General features: G+C 42.1%; 9 protein-coding genes, 8 tRNA genes and 3 rRNA genes. 4 read left to right on the top strand and 16 right to left on the bottom strand.

What is annotated here, in order from left to right; all coding sequences use genetic code 11:
- Positions 1-528: 528 nt before the first annotated feature.
- The 3 genes from rrf to FFU37_RS04590 form a co-directional block, all read right to left on the bottom strand.
- A 5S ribosomal RNA gene (rrf, locus tag FFU37_RS04600) occupies positions 529-643 on the bottom strand.
- A gap of 206 nt (positions 644-849) precedes the next feature.
- Positions 850-3,739 (bottom strand): 23S ribosomal RNA (locus FFU37_RS04595).
- A gap of 299 nt (positions 3,740-4,038) precedes the next feature.
- Positions 4,039-5,574, bottom strand: a 16S ribosomal RNA gene (locus tag FFU37_RS04590).
- Together the 16S, 23S and 5S rRNA genes form the textbook arrangement of a ribosomal RNA operon.
- Positions 5,575-6,226: 652 nt before the next feature.
- Here FFU37_RS04590 and FFU37_RS04585 point away from each other — a divergent pair.
- Together FFU37_RS04585 and FFU37_RS04580 are read left to right on the top strand one after the other, a co-directional pair.
- Positions 6,227-7,642, top strand: a complete 1,416-nt coding sequence (locus FFU37_RS04585) for an alanine/glycine:cation symporter family protein (protein ID WP_039488519.1) — start codon at positions 6,227-6,229, stop codon at positions 7,640-7,642.
- A 165-nt stretch (positions 7,643-7,807) separates the two neighbouring features.
- On the top strand, positions 7,808-9,406 hold the full coding sequence (locus FFU37_RS04580; protein WP_138488819.1) for a BCCT family transporter: 1,599 nt from the start codon (positions 7,808-7,810) through the stop codon (positions 9,404-9,406).
- A 427-nt stretch (positions 9,407-9,833) separates the two neighbouring features.
- Here FFU37_RS04580 and FFU37_RS04575 read toward each other — a convergent pair.
- From FFU37_RS04575 to FFU37_RS04520, 12 genes are all read right to left on the bottom strand, one after another.
- A tRNA-Leu gene (locus tag FFU37_RS04575) sits at positions 9,834-9,920 on the bottom strand.
- Positions 9,921-9,958: 38 nt separating this feature from the next.
- Positions 9,959-10,032, bottom strand: a tRNA-Cys gene (locus FFU37_RS04570).
- A 19-nt stretch (positions 10,033-10,051) separates the two neighbouring features.
- Positions 10,052-10,127: transfer RNA gene (locus FFU37_RS04565), tRNA-Gly, on the bottom strand.
- A 49-nt stretch (positions 10,128-10,176) separates the two neighbouring features.
- A tRNA-Leu gene (locus FFU37_RS04560) sits at positions 10,177-10,263 on the bottom strand.
- A gap of 39 nt (positions 10,264-10,302) precedes the next feature.
- Positions 10,303-10,378: transfer RNA gene (locus FFU37_RS04555), tRNA-Gly, on the bottom strand.
- A 64-nt stretch (positions 10,379-10,442) separates the two neighbouring features.
- A tRNA-Leu gene (locus FFU37_RS04550) sits at positions 10,443-10,529 on the bottom strand.
- A gap of 37 nt (positions 10,530-10,566) precedes the next feature.
- Positions 10,567-10,640, bottom strand: a tRNA-Cys gene (locus FFU37_RS04545).
- A 31-nt stretch (positions 10,641-10,671) separates the two neighbouring features.
- A tRNA-Gly gene (locus FFU37_RS04540) sits at positions 10,672-10,747 on the bottom strand.
- Between the two features lie 212 nt (positions 10,748-10,959).
- Positions 10,960-11,505 (bottom strand): CDP-diacylglycerol--glycerol-3-phosphate 3-phosphatidyltransferase, encoded by a 546-nt coding sequence (pgsA, locus tag FFU37_RS04535; RefSeq protein WP_032827134.1) that lies wholly within the window; start codon positions 11,503-11,505, stop codon positions 10,960-10,962.
- A 42-nt stretch (positions 11,506-11,547) separates the two neighbouring features.
- Positions 11,548-13,371, bottom strand: a complete 1,824-nt coding sequence (gene uvrC, locus FFU37_RS04530) for an excinuclease ABC subunit UvrC (protein WP_039488521.1) — start codon at positions 13,369-13,371, stop codon at positions 11,548-11,550.
- A gap of 9 nt (positions 13,372-13,380) precedes the next feature.
- A complete protein-coding gene (gene uvrY / locus FFU37_RS04525) occupies positions 13,381-14,031 on the bottom strand; it encodes a UvrY/SirA/GacA family response regulator transcription factor (RefSeq protein WP_002963136.1) in 651 nt (216 codons plus the stop codon).
- A gap of 108 nt (positions 14,032-14,139) precedes the next feature.
- Positions 14,140-15,291: a dicarboxylate/amino acid:cation symporter gene (locus tag FFU37_RS04520; RefSeq protein WP_002963137.1), complete on the bottom strand. Its 1,152-nt coding sequence runs from the start codon at positions 15,289-15,291 to the stop codon at positions 14,140-14,142.
- Between the two features lie 362 nt (positions 15,292-15,653).
- Here FFU37_RS04520 and cysK point away from each other — a divergent pair, with 362 nt between their 5' ends.
- Positions 15,654-16,622: a cysteine synthase A gene (cysK, locus tag FFU37_RS04515; protein WP_002963138.1), complete on the top strand. Its 969-nt coding sequence runs from the start codon at positions 15,654-15,656 to the stop codon at positions 16,620-16,622.
- 142 nt (positions 16,623-16,764) lie between these two features.
- The gene (locus FFU37_RS04510; protein ID WP_002963139.1) at positions 16,765-17,199 is read left to right on the top strand and encodes a hypothetical protein; all 435 of its coding nucleotides are present in this window, start codon (positions 16,765-16,767) and stop codon (positions 17,197-17,199) included.
- Between the two features lie 343 nt (positions 17,200-17,542).
- On the opposite strand, the gene FFU37_RS04505 is transcribed toward FFU37_RS04510, so the two are convergent.
- Positions 17,543-19,819 carry an acyl-CoA dehydrogenase gene (locus tag FFU37_RS04505; protein ID WP_138488818.1) on the bottom strand — a complete coding sequence of 759 codons (2,277 nt, stop codon included), beginning with the start codon at positions 19,817-19,819 and terminating at the stop codon, positions 17,543-17,545.
- Between the last annotated feature and the right edge of the window lie 141 nt (positions 19,820-19,960).

Here is a 19,960-nt window from a genome sequence, read left to right as displayed (position 1 = left end):
TTAAATTAACGTCAGGAGTCGCTGCGCTCGCCCGACCTACGTAATGGGTGTTGATGTGAATGTGTGTTAATTGCGCGTATTTCTCTTTTCTGCAGGCGTAAAAAAGCCCGACTATTTTTACTCGGGCTCTCTACAATTTGAAGTCGGTGCGCTACGCAGTAGGATTTCGTAGTGCCTACAGCGGTGGAGAGCCACAGTAAAATGCTACACTATCTTTGTGTCAGGGCTGCCTTCAGTGGGTCTCGCCTTGGAGCTGTTTTGTTTCACTACTGAGTTCGGCATGTAAGTTCTATATAGGCTATAGGTTTTTTCTAAACCCCAGAAAGCAGAAACCCGTCACATTGCAGTAACGGGTTTCTTTAATTTGAAGCCTGGTAATGTCGTAGTGCCCACAGCGGTAGAGAGCCACAGTGAAATGCTACACTATCTTTGTGTCGCGATATGGGTGGGTGTTAATTGTGCACATTTTACTTTTCTGCAGACGTAAAAAAGCCCGACTATTTCTAGTCGGGCTCTCTACAATTTGAAGCCTGGTAATGTCCTACTTTCACATAGCAAATGCTACACTATCATCGGCGCTGTTTCGTTTCACTACTGAGTTCGGCATGGAATCAGGTGGGTCCAAAACGCTATTGTCACCAAGCAAATTAGGTGCAAAGAATCAATGACAAGCACGTAGTGCTACCATTTTCTTTGCGCAAGGTGCCTCAATGTTAACGCTACGCGCTAAGAGTCACCTCTTGAATTTGGAAAATATCTGATAATATTTTTTAAGTCTTTCTAAGTAATGTCTACTTTAGTTATATTAACTTCTGTCTAAACTGTCACATAAAACGCGTTTGGCGTTGTATGGTTAAGCCTCACGGGTAATTAGTACAAGTTAGCTTAATGGCTCACACCACTTCCACATCTTGCCTATCAACGTTGTAGTCTTCAACGGCCCTTCAGAGACTTTAAAAGTCTAGTGAGAACTCATCTCGAGGCCTGCTTCGCGCTTAGATGCTTTCAGCGCTTATCAGTTCCGAACGTAGCTACCGGGCAATGCCATTGGCATGACAACCCGAACACCAGCGGTTCGTTCACTCCGGTCCTCTCGTACTAGGAGCAACCCCTCTCAATTCTCAAACGCCCACGGCAGATAGGGACCGAACTGTCTCACGACGTTCTAAACCCAGCTCGCGTACCACTTTAAATGGCGAACAGCCATACCCTTGGGACCGACTTCAGCCCCAGGATGTGATGAGCCGACATCGAGGTGCCAAACACCGCCGTCGATATGAACTCTTGGGCGGTATCAGCCTGTTATCCCCGGAGTACCTTTTATCCGTTGAGCGATGGCCCTTCCATTCAGAACCACCGGATCACTATGACCTACTTTCGTACCTGCTCGACGTGTCTGTCTCGCAGTTAAGCTGGCTTCTACCATTACACTAACCGTACGATGTCCGACCGTACTTAGCCAACCTTCGTGCTCCTCCGTTACTCTTTAGGAGGAGACCGCCCCAGTCAAACTACCCACCAGGCACTGTCCGTAACCCCGATTCAGGGGCCAACGTTAGAACATCAAAACTACAAGGGTGGTATTTCAAGGTTGACTCCACAACAACTAGCGTCGCTGCTTCAAAGTCTCCCACCTATCCTACACATGTAGGTTCAATGTTCAGTGCCAAGCTGTAGTAAAGGTTCACGGGGTCTTTCCGTCTAGCCGCGGGTACACAGCATCTTCACTGCGATTTCAATTTCACTGAGTCTCGGGTGGAGACAGCGTGGCCATGGTTACACCATTCGTGCAGGTCGGAACTTACCCGACAAGGAATTTCGCTACCTTAGGACCGTTATAGTTACGGCCGCCGTTTACCGGGGCTTCGATCAAGAGCTTCTCCCTAAGGATAACCCCATCAATTAACCTTCCGGCACCGGGCAGGTGTCACACCGTATACGTCATCTTGCGATTTTGCACAGTGCTGTGTTTTTAATAAACAGTCCCAGCCACCTGGTCACTGCGGCTCCCGTCCGCTTAGAGAGCAAGTCTCATCACAGATAGGAGCGTACCTTCTCCCGAAGTTACGGTACGATTTTGCCTAGTTCCTTCACCCGAGTTCTCTCAAGCGCCTTAGTATTCTCTACCTGACCACCTGTGTCGGTTTGGGGTACGATTCCATATAATCTGAAGCTTAGAGGCTTTTCCTGGAAGTATGGCATCAACAACTTCATCACCGTAGTGACTCGTCTCGTGTCTCAGTCTTAACAGCAACCCGGATTTACCTAAGTCACCAACCTACTCACTTTCACATGGACTACCAACGCCATGCTTGTTTAGCCTGCTCCGTCCCCCCATCGCAATTATATCGAGTACAGAAATATTAATCTGTTTCCCATCGACTACGCCTTTCGGCCTCGCCTTAGGGGTCGACTTACCCTACCCTGATTAACATGGGATAGGAACCCTTGGTCTTCCGGCGTGGGAGTTTTTCACTCCCATTATCGTTACTCATGTCAGCATTCGCACTTCTGATACGTCCAGCATACCTCCCGGTACACCTTCAACCGCTTACAGAACGCTCCCCTACCACTCAGAATAAATTCTGAATCCGCAGCTTCGGTGCATAGTTTAGCCCCGTTACATCTTCCGCGCAGACCGACTCGACCAGTGAGCTATTACGCTTTCTTTAAAGGATGGCTGCTTCTAAGCCAACCTCCTGGCTGTCTGGGCCTTTCCACATCGTTTCCCACTTAACTATGACTTTGGGACCTTAGCTGGCGGTCTGGGTTGTTTCCCTCTTCACGACGGACGTTAGCACCCGCCGTGTGTCTCCCGGATATTACTTTACGGTATTCGGAGTTTGCAAAGGGTTGGTAAGTCGGGATGACCCCCTAGCCTTAACAGTGCTCTACCCCCGTAAGTATTCGTCCGAGGCTCTACCTAAATAGATTTCGGGGAGAACCAGCTATCTCCCGGTTTGATTAGCCTTTCACTCCTAGCCACAGGTCATCCCCTAACTTTTCAACGTTAGTGGGTTCGGTCCTCCAGTTGATGTTACTCAACCTTCAACCTGCCCATGGCTAGATCACCGGGTTTCGGGTCTATACCTTGCAACTAGTCGCCCAGTTAAGACTCGGTTTCCCTACGGCTACCCTATTCGGTTAACCTCGCTACAAAATATAAGTCGCTGACCCATTATACAAAAGGTACGCAGTCACCCAACAAGTGGGCTCCTACTGCTTGTACGTACACGGTTTCAGGTTCTATTTCACTCCCCTCACAGGGGTTCTTTTCGCCTTTCCCTCACGGTACTGGTTCACTATCGGTCAGTTGGGAGTATTTAGCCTTAGATGATGGTCCACCTATATTCAGTCAAAGTTTCACGTGCTCCGACCTACTCGATTTCACTTAAAATGTCTTTTCATGTACGGGACTATCACCCTGTATCGTGGCACTTTCCAGAGCCTTCCATTAACACATAATAAGCTTAAGGGCTGTTCCGATTTCGCTCGCCGCTACTTTCGGAATCTCGGTTGATTTCTTTTCCTACGGGTACTTAGATGTTTCAGTTCTCCGCGTTCGCCTCGTTAACCTATGTATTCAGTTAACGATACCTGCAAGCAGGTGGGTTTCCCCATTCGGAAATCCTAGTCTCAAGCGCTTTTTACTAGCTTGACTAGGCTTATCGCAAGTTAATACGTCCTTCATCGCCTCCAACTGCCAAGGCATCCACCGTGTACGCTTAGTCACTTAACCATACAACCCAAACGGGTCTTTGTTTTGTGACAGTTTAACTTCGCCAGAAGTTAATATTGAATACTAAAGTAGATACCAATCAATCAACTCATAAGAGTTAACTAAATGGCACTGAATGGTACTGCTACCATTCTTTTTTACTTTTGAAAACTCTTGATAAATAACAATGTTATTCATCAGAATTTTATTATCAGCTTTTCCAAATTTTTAAAGAGCATATTAATTAGTTATCCCGAAGGACACGCACTAATTAACAATCATCTGTGTGGACACTACGAACAAATAAGTTCTAAATCGTATAAGGAGGTGATCCAGCCCCAGGTTCCCCTAGGGCTACCTTGTTACGACTTCACCCCAGTCATGAATCACTCCGTGGTAAACGTCCTCCCGAGGGTTAGACTATCTACTTCTGGAGCAACCCACTCCCATGGTGTGACGGGCGGTGTGTACAAGGCCCGGGAACGTATTCACCGCGTCATTCTGATACGCGATTACTAGCGATTCCGACTTCATGGAGTCGAGTTGCAGACTCCAATCCGGACTACGACGCACTTTAAGTGATTCGCTTACTCTCGCGAGTTCGCAGCACTCTGTATGCGCCATTGTAGCACGTGTGTAGCCCTACACGTAAGGGCCATGATGACTTGACGTCGTCCCCACCTTCCTCCGGTTTATCACCGGCAGTCTCCTTAGAGTTCTCAGCATTACCTGCTAGCAACTAAGGATAGGGGTTGCGCTCGTTGCGGGACTTAACCCAACATCTCACAACACGAGCTGACGACAGCCATGCAGCACCTGTATCAGAGTTCCCGAAGGCACCAAACCATCTCTGGTAAGTTCTCTGTATGTCAAGTGTAGGTAAGGTTCTTCGCGTTGCATCGAATTAAACCACATGCTCCACCGCTTGTGCGGGCCCCCGTCAATTCATTTGAGTTTTAACCTTGCGGCCGTACTCCCCAGGCGGTCTACTTAATGCGTTAGCTTTGAAAAACAGAACCGAGGCTCCGAGCTTCTAGTAGACATCGTTTACGGCGTGGACTACCGGGGTATCTAATCCCGTTTGCTCCCCACGCTTTCGTACATGAGCGTCAGTGTTGACCCAGGTGGCTGCCTTCGCCATCGGTATTCCTTCAGATCTCTACGCATTTCACCGCTACACCTGAAATTCTACCACCCTCTATCACACTCTAGTTTGCCAGTTCGAAATGCAGTTCCCAGGTTGAGCCCGGGGCTTTCACATCTCGCTTAACAAACCGCCTGCGTACGCTTTACGCCCAGTAATTCCGATTAACGCTCGCACCCTCCGTATTACCGCGGCTGCTGGCACGGAGTTAGCCGGTGCTTCTTCTGTCAGTAACGTCACAGCTAGCAGGTATTAACTACTAACCTTTCCTCCTGACTGAAAGTGCTTTACAACCCGAAGGCCTTCTTCACACACGCGGCATGGCTGCATCAGGCTTGCGCCCATTGTGCAATATTCCCCACTGCTGCCTCCCGTAGGAGTCTGGGCCGTGTCTCAGTCCCAGTGTGGCTGATCATCCTCTCAAACCAGCTAGGGATCGTCGCCTTGGTGAGCCATTACCTCACCAACTAGCTAATCCCACTTGGGCCAATCTAAAGGCGAGAGCCGAAGCCCCCTTTGGTCCGTAGACATTATGCGGTATTAGCAGTCGTTTCCAACTGTTGTCCCCCACCTCAAGGCATGTTCCCAAGCATTACTCACCCGTCCGCCGCTCGTCAGCAAAGTAGCAAGCTACTTTCTGTTACCGCTCGACTTGCATGTGTTAGGCCTGCCGCCAGCGTTCAATCTGAGCCATGATCAAACTCTTCAATTAAAAAGTTTTATGTCTTTCGACAGCTCAATGAATTCTGAATTTTTGTTTTTGTTGCCAAAAACGAATTGACTGTGCGTTATTATTTTCACTTTTAAAAAAGTAAAATCAAAACAGCTCAAGGCTGAATCTTTTAATAACATATGGTCACTCAGTTTCAATTGAGACTCTAATTTGTTTGCCTCGCTACCTAAGTAGCTTGGCTGTTAGAACTCAATCTGTACGAGTGCCCACACAGATGATTGCTTTATATTGTTAAAGAACGTTTTGAGTCGCTTTAGCGTCTCAAGGGATGCGAATAATACACCCTTTATTTTTCGAGTCAACACTTTGTTTTAAACTTTCTTTCGACAATTTAAAACCGAAGTTTTATTTAACTCTCTGAGTAGTTCGTGCCTCGCTATGCGTTGTCCGCTGCGCGTCGCCATACCCCGTCTCAGTGGGGTCGCATTATAGGGAGCGGCGGATTTTACGCAAGCGTTATTTGCATAAAATAGTAATTAAAATTAAGCCCCAAGCAAGCACACACGATAAACACAAGTTACCCACAAAACCCTGTTGATAACTCTGTTTTTGAACTTTAAAACTAAACACTTTTATCCTGATGTGATAAGTTGCGGTCACTTTTTTTAACTCATGTATTTAGGCAGTATCCATGACAGACATAATAAATAGTATAAGTGCCCTTCTATGGGGGCAAGTTCTCGTCTACTTATTAATAGCAGCGGGCCTCTTCTTTACTTTTCGACTAGGCTTTATTCAATTTGTGCAATTCCCACATATGTTCAAAGTTATGTTTGGTTCTCGTAAATGTGCCGATAACGAAATTTCATCCTTTCAGGCTTTTTGTACTTCATTAGCAGCTCGTGTCGGTACTGGTAATATGGCAGGTGTTGCTGTTGCTTTATACCTAGGTGGGCCAGGTGCTATTTTCTGGATGTGGCTTATTGCATTAATAGGTATGGCTACAAGTTTTGCCGAGAGTACTTTAGCTCAGGCTTATAAAACAAAAGATGCAGATGGTAATTTTAGAGGTGGCCCTGCTTATTATATGCAAAACGGTTTAGGCAAACGTTGGATGGGAACTTTATTCTCGTTATGTTTAATTTTAGCCTTTGGTTTAGTATTTAACGCAGTACAGTCAAACTCTATTGCTGCAGCATTTGAAGTAGCGTTTGATGTACCTAAGTATATAGTAGGCATTTGCTTGGTTATTGGCTCTGGCATCATTATTTTTGGTGGCCTAAAAACAATTTCTCGCTTTGCTGAAATGGTTGTGCCATTTATGGCATTAGCTTACCTGCTGGTTGCACTTTATGTATGCGCCATTAACTTTACTGCACTACCTGATGTGCTAGTGCTTATTATAAAAAGTGCTTTTGGTATTGAACAAGCTGGTGCTGGTGCTATTGGATACGGTGTCACACAAGCGATGATCCAAGGCATAAAGCGTGGTTTATTCTCAAACGAAGCCGGTATGGGTAGTGCAGCTAACGCCGCAGCTACTGCAACGCCTTACCCTCCTCACCCAGCATCACAAGGTTATGTGCAAATGTTAGGCGTATTTATTGATACTATTGTTATTTGTACAGCGACTGCTTCTCTTATTTTACTATCGCAGCAATTAGTACCTGAATCTGGTGTTATGGGGATTGAACTTACACAAGCAGCATTACAAGAACATGTCGGTGACTGGGGTACTTACTTTATTGCCATTGCTATATTGTTTTTTGCTTTTACTTCTATTGTGGCTAATTACTCTTACGCTGAAACAAATTTAATGTTTTTAGAACACAACTCTAATAAAGGGATGTTTATCTTTAGACTTGTTGTTTTAGGCATGGTGATGTTTGGTGCTGTTGGTGAGCTTGGTTTAATTTGGACGCTGGCAGATATATCAATGGGTCTAATGGCCATTGTAAACGTTATAGCGCTATTTATGCTTTCAGGTGTTGTTGTATGGCTCTCTAAGGATTACAACGAACAACGCAAAAAGGGCTTAATACCCACCTTTGACAAAAGTAAGCATCCTAAACTTGCTAAAGAGGTTGACCCAGCGGCCTGGGAATAGAAAATAATCAGCGAGCTACGGCTCGCTTTTTTAGTTCTAAGAATAACAAATACTACGCTTAATCATCTCATTACTTATAAATAAAAAGTTATATTAATTTTAAAACTATTTTATATTTAATTACGTAGGACATATGAATTAAGTTATCTATAAAAAGGAGAGCCGATGGATGACATGACAAAAAAATACAGTATAGACACTACTGATTACCAAGTTGGGCAAGATAATGTACAAAAGTGGGGATTTGATATCCATAACCCAGTATTTGGTATAAGCGCCTTCTTAGTTGTTTTATTTGTAATACTTACCCTAGTTTTTGACCCTACCGTTACCCGTGATGCACTAACCTCGACTAAAGACGCAATAATTAATCAATTTGATAGTTACTTTATGTTACTAGCCAATGCCTTTGTGATCTTTTGCGTTATTTTAGCATTTTCTCCTTTAGGTAAAATTCGGTTGGGTGGCGTAAAAGCTCGTCCTGAACATGGTTACATGTCATGGCTTTCAATGCTCTTTGCAGCAGGAATGGGGATTGGCTTACTGTTTTGGGGAGTTGCTGAGCCAACTGCATATTATACTGGTTGGTATCATATGCCTATGGGCGTTGAGCCAAACTCACCGCAAGCACACTCTTTAGCTTTGGGTGCAACCATGTACCACTGGGGTTTACATGGATGGGCGATTTACGCTGTTGTTGGATTAAGCTTGGCTTTTTTTACATTTAATAAAGGCCTTCCTTTATCTATACGTTCTGTTTTTTATCCATTATTTGGTGATCGCGCCTGGGGATGGCTCGGTCATATCATAGATATACTCGCTGTACTGTCTACTTTATTTGGTTTAGCTACATCGCTAGGCCTTGGCGCTCAACAAGCTACCAGCGGGATAAATTATCTGTTAGGCACTGATTACGGGACTGCTTTTCAAATATCTGTTATAGGTTTAGTAACGTGTATTGCAATATTTTCAGTTATTAGAGGTATTGAGGGCGGTGTTAAAGTACTGAGCAATGTTAATTTAATTTGTGCATTTATTTTATTATTAGCTGTTATTGCCCTTACTTTCTCAGATGCAATTACTGCTGTTTGGTTTACCCTTGGGGCGTACGTAGAGCACTTTGTACCTTTGAGCAATCCATTCAATAGACCCGATGAAGATTGGATGCACTCTTGGACTGTGTTTTATTGGGCATGGTGGATATCATGGTCGCCGTTTGTTGGGATGTTTATTGCTCGAGTTTCAAAGGGACGCACTGTACGCGAGTTTTTACTCGTCGTCATTGGCCTACCAACGCTTCTTAGTTTAGTTTGGATGGGCGTGTTCGGAAATATGGCAATTACACAAGTTATAGATAAAGTTGGCCCACTTGGACAAAATGGTTTAACTGATATCTCAGTGACTTTATTTCAAGTATACGAGCAGTTACCTCTTTCTAGTTTTATTTCTATTATTTCTATAGCACTCGTTTTGGTGTTTTTTATAACGTCGTCTGATTCAGGATCGCTTGTAATAGATGGTATAACTGCGGGCGGTAAAATAGATGCACCAGTGCCACAACGTATATTTTGGGCTACAGTCGAAGGCGTGATTGCAGCAGTATTACTCTGGGTTGGTGGCTCGCAAGCATTGCAAGCGCTTCAGTCGGGCGTAGTTGCTACAGCTTTGCCGTTTTCAATAGTACTTATTTTAATGTGTGTTGCGCTTATTCAAGGCTTGTTGAGCGAGTATCCAATTTACAAAGCTCAGAGTAAACTGCAATAACAATTTATCTTTTATAAGCGATCCTCAAGGATCGCTTATAAAATCTTCGCAATTCATATAACTAAGTGCTTAACGCATTCCCTATACTCTCACCTTAAATTTATTTTAGACACCGCACTTCTATTACATTCATTAATGCCACCCCTCGTTAAAACTTAGGTACAGGAGTAATTGCCAAGAAAATTAAATAACCAGCGTTCTGATTTTTTGCTTTGTTATAAACAGGTGCTCTTATACCAATTCGCTTAATTAAGTGATCTATTTTGAGGATGGTGAAACTCTAAGATATTAAAAAGAAATAGATTTTAAAGGTAAGTAGGTATTAAAAATAAGATTAGAGTATTTAAGTAAGAATAATTTTTGAATGTTTTAAAATTAGAAGCAATTTAGAATTTAAGTTAATTTTATCTGAGGATTTTAGTAAAGATGGTGCCCGAGGCCGGACTTGAACCGGCACGACTTGTTAGTCGAGGGATTTTAAATCCCTTGTGTCTACCAATTCCACCACTCGGGCATCGAGTTTGCTAATTAAAGCGTGTGGAGTAAATTATATGGAGGCGGAACCCGGAGTCGAACCGGGGTAAACGGATTTGCAATCCGGTGCATGGCCACTCTGCCATTCCGCCTAAATATTTCCAAATAATTTGGAGCGGTACACGAGGCTCGAACTCGTGACCTCGACCTTGGCAAGGTCGCGCTCTACCAACTGAGCTAGTACCGCAAAATACTATTTTATCAACTTTAAATTATCTTGGTTAAACAATTTAAAGTGGTGCCCGAGGCCGGACTTGAACCGGCACGACTTGTTAGTCGAGGGATTTTAAATCCCTTGTGTCTACCAATTCCACCACTCGGGCATCGAGTTTGCTATTTAAAGCAAGTGGATAAAACTAATATGGAGCGGTACACGAGGCTCGAACTCGTGACCTCGACCTTGGCAAGGTCGCGCTCTACCAACTGAGCTAGTACCGCATCATATTAATTCTAAATTAACCATTTTATAAATTACACTTGGTAATGCAATTAAACCACAAAGTGGTGCCCGAGGCCGGACTTGAACCGGCACGACTTGTTAGTCGAGGGATTTTAAATCCCTTGTGTCTACCAATTCCACCACTCGGGCATCGAGTTTGCTAATTAAAGCGTGTGGAGTGTTGAAATGGAGGCGGAACCCGGAGTCGAACCGAGGTAGACGGATTTGCAATCCGGTGCATGGCCACTCTGCCATTCCGCCCCAGTACGGGGTATTAACCTTAAGATAAACTTGGAGCGGTACACGAGGCTCGAACTCGTGACCTCGACCTTGGCAAGGTCGCGCTCTACCAACTGAGCTAGTACCGCATTTTATTTATCAGTTATTTGAATTAGCACATGATGATTTATGTGAACATTCAGGTAACTGATTAATTACCGTTTCGTTTATCTCGGGGGCTATGCCCTCTCAACACGGACGCATTCTACAGAGATTATTAAACGCGTCAATACAAAAAATGCTAGTTTTGAACTGTTTGCTTGTTTTTTATCTAAAACGGTGCGTTATTATACATTTAGAGTTAATTTTTAGTCAATTCACCCCATGCTGCACGTAAATATTGCATCATAGAACTCAAGGTTAAAAAGGTCGCAATGTACAGTAGTCCAAAACTTAAATAGTTCATCCATGTATCATATTGCCAAATCAAACCGATAATGGCCAACATTTGTGCAGCCGTCTTAATTTTACCCATGTTTGATACAGCGACATTACCACGCTTACCCTGCTCTGCCATCCATTCACGAAGTGCAGATATGATAATTTCACGGCTTATTATAATAAGAGCAGGTATGGTCATGTACATTGACTGGTACTGATCAGATAACGCTACAAGTGCGGCACATACCATTACTTTATCAGCAACGGGATCTAAAAAAGCACCAAAAGGGGTTGATTGCTCAAGCTTTCTTGCTAAATAACCGTCTAGTATATCGGTGATTGATGCAAGCCAAAAAATAAAGGCGGCAGCAAAAAAAGCCCAGCTATAAGGCAAATAAAATATCACCAAAAAAACGGGGATAAGAAAAAGTCTAAATGTTGTGAGTGTGTTTGGAATATTCCACATAACTACTTGGATATGTCTTTTTTGCTATATTCGCATGTAGGGCTAGCCCTTGTCATGCAAATGGTTAAATATCTTCTCAGCCATGTCAGGGCTGATCCCAGGAACTTTCTTTAACTGTTCTATATTAGCAGCTTTTACTCCCTGCATGCCCCCTAAATATTTTAATAATGTTTGCCGACGCTTAGAACCGACTCCATTTATTTCTTCTAGTAGTGATTGCGTACGTTGTTTTTGGCGTTTATTACGATGCCCTGCAATTGCAAAACGATGAGATTCATCACGTATATGCTGTATTAAATGTAGCGCAGGCGCATCTGAATCCATAGGAATGGTTTTTCGACCACCGTCAATTAGTAGTGTTTCAAGGCCAGGCTTACGGCTAGTACCTTTAGCGACACCTACTAATAAAGGCATTTTTGTATGTGGCCAGTTAGAAAAGTACTGCTCCGCGCGCCCCAGTTGCCCCTTACCACCATCAATAAAGATAACGTCTGGAATTTTGTCTTCATCTACTAATTTGTTGTAACGCTTATTAAGTGCAAACTCCATTGCAGCATAATCATCACCACCGGTTATACCCGTTACATTATAGCGCCTATACTCTTTTGTATTTGGGCCTTGTGAGTCAAATACAACACAACTTGCAACAGTGTTCTCCCCCATAGTGTGGCTTATATCAAAACACTCCATTCGGGTAATATCATCAAGTCGCAGTGTTGCTTTTAATTGTGCATAACGTTTATTAATAGAGTCTTGGGTACTTTGCTTAACTGCAATACTGTTTAATGCATTTTTATTGGCCAGTTGTAAGTATTGAGCACGCTCACCACGGGTAACTACTTTGAGTGTTACTTTGCGCTCACTTATTTGTGTGAGTGCTTCACCGAGTGCCCCGCTCTCTTCTATTTCAAAAGGTAATATGATTTCTTTTGCAATACGCCCTGTTGCTCCAGGCGCTAAATAGTACTGTCCTAAAAATGAGGTCAATATTTCTTGCTCACTCGAATCTTTAGGTACTTTTGGAAAATACGTTTTACTACCCAATACTTTGTGATCGCGGATCATTAATAAATGAATACCATTTAAACCATTTAAATGGGCAAAACCAACTACGTCCATTTCAGCAAAATTACCTGATATAGACTGTTGCTCTTGCATCTTACGAAGTAGCATTATTTGGTCGCGAACTTTTGCCGCCAGTTCAAAATTTAATTGTAGGCTGGCTGCTTCCATTTTTTTTATTAAATCAGCAATAACTTCGTGAGATTTACCCGTTAAAAACTTACGGACATAGTCAACTTGCTCGCTGTAATCATCATCCGTAACTTTATTCACACACGGAGCTGAGCAACGCTTAAGCTGATATTGCAGACACGGGCGACTTCTTGCGCGGTAATAAGCATCTTCACATTGACGAACAGGAAATATTTTTTGCATTAACCGCAAGCTCTCAGATACCGCTCCCGCGCTCGGAAAAGGTCCAAAGTACTCACCTTTAATTTTACGGCTGCCACGATGAAACGCTAAACGAGGGTGTTTATGGCTAGTTAATAAAATATAGGGATACGACTTATCGTCGCGTAATAATATGTTGTAGCGAGGCTGGTATTTTTTTATTAGATTATTTTCAAGCAGCAGCGCTTCTGTTTCAGTATTAGTGAGTGTGACTTCGATGTCACAAATATTACTCACTAAAACGCGTGTTTTGCTATCGGTAATGTTACTTCTAAAGTAACTGCTCACACGCTTTTTTAAATGCTTAGCTTTACCAACATAAATAACTTGGTTGTCACTATCAAGCATGCGGTATACACCCGGCTCACTTGATAGCGTTTTGAGAAAATGTACGTGATCGAATTCAGACATAAATTATAGTTAGTACGAAACGTCTATATCAATCATTTTATGACGAATTGCTAAATGGGTAAGCTCAACATCACCACCTACATTTAGCTTTTCAAACATACGGTAGCGATAGCTATTTACTGTTTTTGAACTTAGGTTTAAACGCTCAGCTATATTTTGTGCTTTTTCACCTTTAGTGATCATAAGCATAATTTGCAGTTCGCGTTCAGATAAGCTCTGAAAAGGATTTTCGTCTGTGCGACCTGTCACTTGCGCAAGTGCTATCTGCTGTGCAATTTCAGGGGCAATATAACGCTGACCGGCATGAACACAACGAATGGCACGCACCATTTCGTCAGAACCTGCACCTTTAGTTAAAAAGCCATGTGCACCAATTTGCATTACTTTACTCGGAAACGGGTCTTCACAGTTAACGGTAAGCACAATAATTTTTACATCAGGGCAGTAACGACAAATCTTTTTAGTCGCTTCTAATCCGCCCATGCCTGGCATATTCATATCCATTAATACTATGTTTGGCGCATGCTGACGACAAAACTGTACAGCCTCTTCGCCAGTTTTAGCTTCACCAATTACTTTAAACCCTCGTACATCATCAAGAATACGCTTTATTCCTGTTCGTACAAGTTCATGGTCATCAACTAAAAGTACATTAATCAATGGAACATCCTCACTTACCTAACAACATGCAATTTAATTAAATTAATTTGCCACAGTAACATACATAAAGCGAAACAATAACTAATATTATTGCCTCGCCCTAATAGTTTAAGATGACGATTTTTCGCTAAATCTGTCAACCCATAACGCAATGATACCATCACCCGTTACATTACACGCAGTACCAAAGCTATCTTGTGCCAAATAAAGTGCAATCATTAATGCAACCGCGCCTTCATTAAACCCAAGCATGCTTGTTAATAGACCAAGCGCCGACATAACTGCGCCACCTGGAGCACCTGGTGCTGCAATCATTACTACACCTAACATCATAATAAACGGTAGCATACCCATTAATGAAGGGACTTCCATGCTTGGCGATAAAAACATAACAGCCATTGCACAGGTTACTATAGTGATAGTTGAGCCAGATAAATGAATGGTTGCACACAGTGGTACGGTAAAGTTTGCTACATCTTCTTTAACGTTATTTGCTTTACTTGATTGAAGCGATACTGGAATCGTTGCTGCACTTGACATAGTACCTAACGCTGTAAAGTAAGCTGGTAGCATATTTTTAACTAATTCGATTGGATTACGTTTTAATAGTACACCTGTCGCTATATATAAAACGCTTAACCATAACCAGTGCATAACAAGCGCTGCAATTAGTACTACGCCAAATGTTTGCAGTGTATCTACCACAGTACCCGCTACCGTCATTTCGGCAAATACACCTGCAATGTAAAATGGTAAAGCAGGGATAATCACTTTTGATAATAAACCGTCAATCACATCACGGCCCTGATCAGACACCTTTTTAAGCGTATCAAGCTCTAATTGGCTCATGCCTATACCAAATACAAAAGCAGTTACTAATGCGGTCATTACCCCCATCAGAGGTGGAATTTCTAAATCAATAAAGCTGCCAATTTCTGTAGCAACTTCTGCCTCGAATGTAATACCACCGCTTAAAAAAGGGATAACAGCACTTACTAATAAAAATGCAAGCGTACCTGCAATAATTGTAGAGCTATAAGCAAACCCGACTGTTTTACCAAGTAAGTGACCAGACCCTTTTGGTAGGCCTGCAATACCTGATGCAATAAAAAATAATATAATAAGTGGAATGGTAAAGGAGATAATTTGACCAATCAGCTCTTTTACTGTGAATAAAAGTTCAACACCAGTTATAGGTACATATAGTCCAACTAGGATACCGGCCACAATACCGGCAATTAATTTTAAGATTAATTTCATTGTGATTGCTTAATTGAATTTAGATACGTGTTTTTATCATGTTTTAGACGCATTGTGTGATAAAACTATTCAAGTTACATTCACATGCACAAATATTGAACAAACACAGCTTAATTCAATACTCTTTTGAACATTTTTTGACTAAACGAAGTTTTACTCTTTAAATTTTAAATTAAGCCCGCACCTATAATAACTAAAGCACCGCTAATAATTGATTTTTATTTCGACTGGTTATAAGCCCAATAGATATATGTTATAGCCAAACTTTACTTTAGTTTTTTTAAACTCACAGTAAAGTGTATTTATATAGTTAGTAGCAAAAGCTATTAACACGTTGATCAGATTGCATCCAAAGGAACATTATGTCTACTATTTTTGAAGATAACTCACTAAGCATCGGTAATACACCGCTGGTAAAACTTAACCGTGTTACAGGTGGGAATGTATACGCTAAAGTTGAATCTCGTAATCCAAGCTTTAGTATCAAATGCCGCATTGGTGCATCGATGATTTGGGAAGCTGAAAAGTCAGGTCAGCTTGTTGAAGGTAAAGAACTTATTGAACCAACATCTGGGAACACCGGTATTGCACTTGCATTTGTTGCAGCAGCACGTGGTTACAAGTTAACGCTTACTATGCCAAACACCATGAGCCTAGAACGTCGCAAGCTATTAAAAGCATTAGGTGCAAATCTAGTACTTACCGACGGTGCAAAAGGTATGAATGGCGCAATTGAAAAAGCAAAAGAAATTCAAGCAACAGCACCTGATAAGTATATTTTATTACAACAATTCGAAAACCCTGCAAACCCAAAAATTCACTTTGAAACAACAGGCCCTGAAATTTATGATGCGCTTGACGGCAAAGTAGACTTTTTTGTAGCCGGTGTAGGTACTGGTGGTACTATTACAGGTGTTAGCCGTTACCTCAAAACAGAAAAAGGTCTAAACGTTAAGTCTATTGCTGTTGAGCCAACTAACTCTCCAGTTATTAGCCAAACGCTAGCCGGTGAAGAAATTAAACCAGGTCCTCATAAAATCCAAGGTATTGGTGCTGGCTTCATTCCTGGCAACTTAGATATGGACTTAATTGATGGCGCAGAGCTTGTATCTAACGAAGACGCAATTGCAATGGCGCATCAGTTAATGAAAAAAGAAGGTATTTTAGTAGGTATTTCGTCAGGTGCAGCGGTTGTTGCAGCTAAGCGAATTGCTGAAAAACCTGAAAACGCAGATAAAAATATTGTTGTTATCCTACCTAGTGCAACTGAGCGTTACTTATCAAGCCCAATGTTTGATGAAGAGTTTAGTGAACAAGAACTAGTACAATAAGTAATTTTAAGATTTTTAGAAGGATGCTTTAGGCATCCTTTTTTATTATTTATTATCCAATTTTCTATTTATTGCCTGCCATACCTTTACATCTGCATAGATAAACCACACACTTTAAAAAAACTAATTAATAATAATTAATATGAAAAAAATCACGAGTTTATTAAGTTTGGTCATCTGTTTATTTTTATCAGCCTGTGGTGACGATACCAAAACACTTGGCGACACTCCTGGCGATACAGCAACCGCTTATTTTGATGCGCTTTATAACCAGCAAGACCTTCAAAAAGCCAGCACCATGGCAACCCCCAACCTTACGCGTATAATGAAATCCTACGGCACCGCTAAACAGTTTTCCCGTAACTTAGTAAATATGCAATACGATGAAGTCACCATTGAAGTTGATATGACCAACATGAGCGTCCGTGAACAATACGGCGATAACGCTAAAATAAACCTTATTTTTACCGGCTATTTAAATGGTGATAAAATTGATGAAATGCGCAGTGTAAAAATGCTTCGTAAAAAGGGAAAATGGTACATAGATAAAATTGTTGCCGACCCTTACGCTCGTTAAAAATAAATGAATTAAACATAAAAAGGCCTTACATTCGTAAGGCCTTTTTCGCTTTAGCTAGGGCGTGTTGATCTTTGTGGATTGAAGTTTGTTCAATCTAGGGGCGATTTAATCGCGGCGCGGGGTTTGTAACCTAGTGGGCTAAGTAAAAACCGAGCAACAAAGAGTTAATCGTCCCTAGAAAGAACCCAAAGGGCAGCGCATGTTTGGCATTTATGCTGCGTTATCGCCGATTTATGGGGAATAACCACACTACATAGGCTCTGCCTTGCCTAAAAACCAAACAGCCTGCTGCAAATTCAACCACGAAGGGTCAACACGCCCTAGTATTTAAAGTACTGCGCTACAGCTCACCAGGTTGAAAGTTATCAACTGCAATGGCTTTCTTACGTAGCTTATTAGCATGATGCATTGCATCAGCATCCGTTTGCTCTAACAACTTATTTTCAAGCGCATAATTTATAGCACCTTCAATATCAAGCGTTGCAGGCACACTGCCCTTACGCTGCCATTGTTTTAAGTCTTTAAACTGCGCTTGCATATCATGCATAGCTAAAAATGCGCTTTCCATGACCCCTGTACCTGCATTTTCATCTACATAACATAAATGCGTTAAGCGGTTTCTAAATACACCAGGTTGAGTCATACGCTCGCAAATACTTTGTGCTATTTCATCACTTGGTCTGTGGTAATGGTTTCCAAGCGGGAACACGATACGTTTAAGGATAAAATTAACAACCGGATTTGAAAAGTTTTTAAAGAAGCCATTAAACGCTTGGCCAATTTCAAATAATGAGTTCTCAATTGCATATTTTACAAATGGTAAATCAGCTTGTTGGCGTCCTTCATCTTCATAACGTTTTAAAACAGTTGATGCTAAGTACAAATGACTTAATACATCACCCAAACGCGCTGATATCATTTCTTTACGTTTAAGTTCACCGCCAAGCATTAACATTGCAACGTCTGTACAAATAGCTAAGCCTCGGCTCATTCTACTCAGTTGTTTATAATAAATAGCCGTTTCACCACCTACAGGCGCTTTCGCAAAGTAGCTACGTGTTAAGCCATGCACAAATGCCATGCCTGCGTTACTTGCTGCAAATAATATATGGTTCATTAATAAACCATCAAATTGTTCAAGTGCTGCGTCGTCATCTTCCATTGCAGCGGCTTCCATTTCTTTTAAAACAAATGGGTGGCAGCGTGTTGCACCTTGACCAAATATCATTAAATTACGCGTTAGAATATTCGCGCCTTCTACTGTAATTGATACTGGAATCCCCATATAGCCATGCGCCAAATAATTATTAGGCCCTACTTGAATTCCTTTACCTGAATGAATATCCATTGCATCATTCATTACCGTACGACCCATTTCAGTCATATGGTATTTAGCAATCGCTGTTACAACCGATGGGCTTAATTTTAAATCAATCGCACCTGCGGTCATTAATCTGCACGACTCAAGTGTGTAAGTTAAACCACCAATACGCGCAAGTGCCTCTTGCACGCCTTCAAATTGCCCTATAGATACACCAAACTGCTGGCGTACCATTGCATATGCCGATGTCATTTTTGAAGCTAAATGCCCAGTTGCTGCACTTAATGCTGGTAGTGATATTCCACGCCCTGCACTTAAACACTCAACAAGCATTCTCCAGCCACGCCCTGCACACTCTTGACCACCAATGATCCAGTCCAGTGGTATAAATACATCTTTACCGTAAGTGGTACCATTCATAAAGGCCATATTAAGCGGATAATGACGCTCACCCGTTTCAACACCCGGATGATCGGTTGGTATAAGCGCACACGTTATACCTAGCTCTTTTTTATCACCTAATAAAGCATCAGGGTCATACATTTTAAATGCTAAGCCGAGTACAGTAGCCACTGGTGCAAGCGTAATGTAACGTTTTGACCAATTTAAACGCAGGCCCATTACTTGCTCGCCATTGTGCTCACCCATACACACAACGCCAGAATCAGGAATGCTGCCAGCATCAGAGCCCGCCTCTGGTCCCGTTAGTGCAAAACAAGGAACATCTGTACCATTAGCTAAACTTGGCAGCCAACGATCTTGCTGCTCTTTAGTACCATAGTGAAGAAGTAACTCGCCCGGACCTAAGCTATTAGGCACCATAACAGTGACTGCGGCTGTTAAGCTTTTAGTCGAAATTTTTGACACTATCGTTGAATTAGCAATTGCTGAGAACTCACGACCGCCAAATTTTTCAGGAATGATCAGTGCAAAAAAACCTTCTGTTTTTAGGTAATCCCACACTTCTTTTGGTAAGTCTTTGTCTTTTTGTACAATTTGATAATCATCAAGCATCGCCAATAAGGTTTCTACTTGGTTAGCCATAAATGCGTTTTCTTTATCGCTAAGCTCTGGTTTTGGAAAGTGGTGCAGTTTTTGCCAGTCTGGGTTACCACTAAATAACTCACCATCCCACCAAACATCACCTGCTTCCATCGCCTCTCGCTCTGTTTGCGATAATGGCGGAAGCACCTTTTTGAACATTTTAAACGTAGGACGACTAATCAAGTTTAGGCGAATATCTTTAACCGCAAAAATAACCACCACCACGACCAGCAATATTATAAATATTAACATGCGCACATTCCTTACACATTGAATGAAAATAGTAACTTAATTATGACCCATCTTAATTTAAATACAATCATTGCACGACGAGTCGTGAGCCTTAACGCATTCATTTTATTGTTTTAAACATCACTGCTATTATCAACGTTT

Origin of the sequence: Pseudoalteromonas distincta, from assembly GCF_005877035.1 — a bacterium.
In the GTDB taxonomy this organism is placed as follows: domain Bacteria; phylum Pseudomonadota; class Gammaproteobacteria; order Enterobacterales; family Alteromonadaceae; genus Pseudoalteromonas; species Pseudoalteromonas distincta.
This window is presented reverse-complemented; position numbering and strand designations above follow the sequence as displayed.